Origin of the sequence: Kitasatospora sp. MBT63 (genome assembly GCF_000710465.2) — a bacterium.
GTDB lineage: Bacteria > Actinomycetota > Actinomycetes > Streptomycetales > Streptomycetaceae > Kitasatospora.
This window is the reverse complement of record NZ_JAIZ01000636.1, coordinates 29,708-32,214: the sequence shown is the minus strand read 5'-3', so window position 1 is coordinate 32,214 and position 2,507 is coordinate 29,708. Positions and strand designations below refer to the sequence as shown.

The window sequence follows — 2,507 nt, the reverse complement described above, 5'->3', positions numbered from 1 at the left end:
GGATCCGCCCCCCGCCCCCCGAGCAGCTGCTGGACGCGCTGCACGGCGCCGGCCTGCGGGCCGAGCCGGTGGCCGGCGGCGCGTACGAGGTCGAGAACGGCGATCTGACCTTCCTCGGCGACCTGGCCGCGCAGCACGGCATCACCCTGCACGAACTCAGCCAGCAGCAGGCCTCGCTGGAGGAGGCGTTCATGCAGATGACCGCGGACTCGGTGGAGTACCACGCGGGCCCGGGCGCACCGGGCGCACCCGGCGCACCGCCGGCCTGGGGCGCCGGCTGGCAGCAGGGCCAGGGCGCCGCCGTACCGGCCGGGCAGCAGCCGGCCCCGGCCGCACCGGCCGTCCCGCAGCCCGCCCCGCAGGGTGGAGAGGAGAACTGAGATGGCGTCCTTCCCCGCGATCCTGCAGTCCGAGTGGACCAAGATCCGCAGTGTCCGCTCGACCATCTGGACCCTGGCGCTGACCTTCCTGGTGGTGCTCGGCCTCGGCGTGCTGATCTCCCTGCTCGCCAAGAACAACTTCAGCGACTTCGCCGGCGACGGACCGTTCGACGCCGCCAGCACCTCGCTGTCCGGCATCGGGCTCGGCGAGCTCGCCATCATCGTGTTCGGCGTGCTCGCGGTCGGCAACGAGTACAGCAGCGGCCTGATCCGGGTCTCGCTGGCCGCCGTGCCGCAGCGCGGCACCCTGCTCACCGCCAAGGCCGTCGTGCTGGGCGCGCTGGCGCTGGCCGTCTCGCTGGTGACGGTCTTCGTCACCTTCTTCGTCGGCCAGGCGCTGCTCGGTGAGCACTCCACCGACCTGGGCCAGCCGAACGTGCTGCGCGCGGTGTTCGGCGCGGCCGCCTACCTGACCATGCTCTGCCTGTTCTCGGCCGGCGTCACCGCGATGCTGCACAACCAGACCCTGGCACTCGGCATCCTGGTCCCGTTCTTCTTCCTGCTGTCGCCGATCCTGTCGGCGGTGCCGAAGGTGAAGAGCGTGGCGCACTACTTCCCCGACTACGCGGGCCGGCGGATGCTGCTGGTCTACGGCGAGAGCGGGCAGCCGTACGGCGCCGGGGCGGGCTTCCTGATCTGCCTGGCCTGGACGCTGGCGGCCCTGGTCGGCGGCGCGCTGGTGCTGAAGAACCGGGACGCCTGACGGGACGCCCGACAGGGCCCGCGAGGGTCAGTACCGGGGAGCGCCGCGGCCACGCTGGATGTTGGAGCCGCGGCGCTCCCGCGCTCCCCAGCACGCCCGGTGCCAGTGCCGGCGGTCGTCCACCCCGGCGCCGTGCTCGGGCCAGGCCACCACGTGTCCGACGCCCGGCGGGATCTCCTGGTCGCAGCCCGGGCAGCGGTAGAACCGGCCCGCGGTCCCCGCGACGGTCTGCACCACCCACTCCTCGCCGCGGTAGCTCTCGGTGCGGCGCAGCGAGCCGCCCGGCGGCACGGCCGGCGCGGCCTCGCGGCCGTCGGAGCTGGAGATCCGGTTTCGGCGGGGCGACACGTCAACTACCTCTCGGCCGGGCACGATTTACCCTCAAGGGTAAGGCTCGGCGGCCCGGGTCCGGGGCCACTATCACGAGGTGGCCCGGGGGTCGGGTGTTTCCCCTGAGATCCATCCTTTCTTTCGGGAAATTGGTCGATCAGCGTGCCACTGGCACATGACATGGGTTACTCACAAGGGGACAAGGCGGGGCACGCAGACCCTGCGCGCTCCCGAGGAGGCCTCCGATGACCAAGACCACCCCCCGGCCCACCGTCCAGCTGCCGGCCCCCGCGCCGGTGCCGACGGCCGGGCCCGCTCCGGTGCTCGGGCACCAGGCCGGCACCGACTCGATCCGGGTCGGTGCCTTCCTGCTCTCCGCGCAGTTCCCCGGCCAGGGCCAGAGCGAGGCGCTGGAACGCACCCTGGCCGCCACCACCGCCGCCGAGCGGTCCGGCCTGGACAGCGTCTGGCTGGCCGAGCACCACTTCGTGCCGTACGGGGTCTGCCCCGACGCCGCCACGCTGGCCGCCCTGCTGCTCGGGCGCACCCGCCGGATCGGTGTCGGCACCGCGGTCAGCGTGCTGTCCACCGGCCACCCGGTGAAGCTCGGCGAGCAGGCCGCGCTGCTGCACCTCACCTCCGGCGGCCGGTTCACCCTCGGGGTGGGGCGCGGCGGCCCGTGGATCGACCTGTCGGTGTTCGGCACCGGCCTGGCGGCCTACGAGGAGGGCTTCCCCGAGCGGCTGGACCTGCTGCTGCGCTGGCTGCGGGAGGGCCGGGTGGACGCGGACGGGCCGCAGTTCCGGTTCCCGGAGGTGGCGGTGGTGCCGCGGGCCGGCGAGCCGGTGATCCCCGCGGAGCCGGCCGGGTACGCCGAGCCGCTGTCGCGGGAGTCGCTGGGGGGCTGGCTGGGGCTGGGCGCCGAGCCCGAGGCGGCGCTGCGCGGCTTCCCCCGGCAGCGGCACGAGCGGGGCGCGCTGCGGCGCCGGCCGGCCGCCTCGGCGCCCGCACCGGCCGGACCGCCGGTGGTGGTG

Annotated in this window: 3 protein-coding genes and 1 pseudogene; 3 read left to right on the top strand and 1 reads right to left on the bottom strand. The window is 74.6% G+C overall.

Features of this window, described 5'->3' with window-relative positions; genetic code table 11:
• Both AA75_RS52705 and AA75_RS33340 read left to right on the top strand, forming a co-directional pair.
• Positions 1-380: pseudogene (locus tag AA75_RS52705) on the top strand (ABC transporter ATP-binding protein); the annotation flags it as partial.
• A 1-nt stretch (position 381) separates the two neighbouring features.
• A complete protein-coding gene (locus tag AA75_RS33340) occupies positions 382-1,143 on the top strand; it encodes an ABC transporter permease subunit (RefSeq protein ID WP_033824089.1) in 762 nt (253 codons plus the stop codon).
• A gap of 27 nt (positions 1,144-1,170) precedes the next feature.
• On the opposite strand, the gene AA75_RS33335 is transcribed toward AA75_RS33340, so the two are convergent.
• Positions 1,171-1,434: an ATP/GTP-binding protein gene (locus AA75_RS33335; RefSeq protein ID WP_233289301.1), complete on the bottom strand. Its 264-nt coding sequence runs from the start codon at positions 1,432-1,434 to the stop codon at positions 1,171-1,173.
• Between the two features lie 389 nt (positions 1,435-1,823).
• Here AA75_RS33335 and AA75_RS33330 point away from each other — a divergent pair.
• A partial coding sequence (locus AA75_RS33330; protein ID WP_149038524.1) for an LLM class flavin-dependent oxidoreductase occupies positions 1,824-2,507 on the top strand: 684 nt, incomplete at its 3' end.

What these genes read in the sequence shown, in the direction of transcription:
- AA75_RS33340 (WP_033824089.1), top strand. Translation starts at nt 382, where the DNA reads ATGGCGTCCTTCCCCGCGATCCTGCAGTCCGAGTGGACCAAGATCCGC.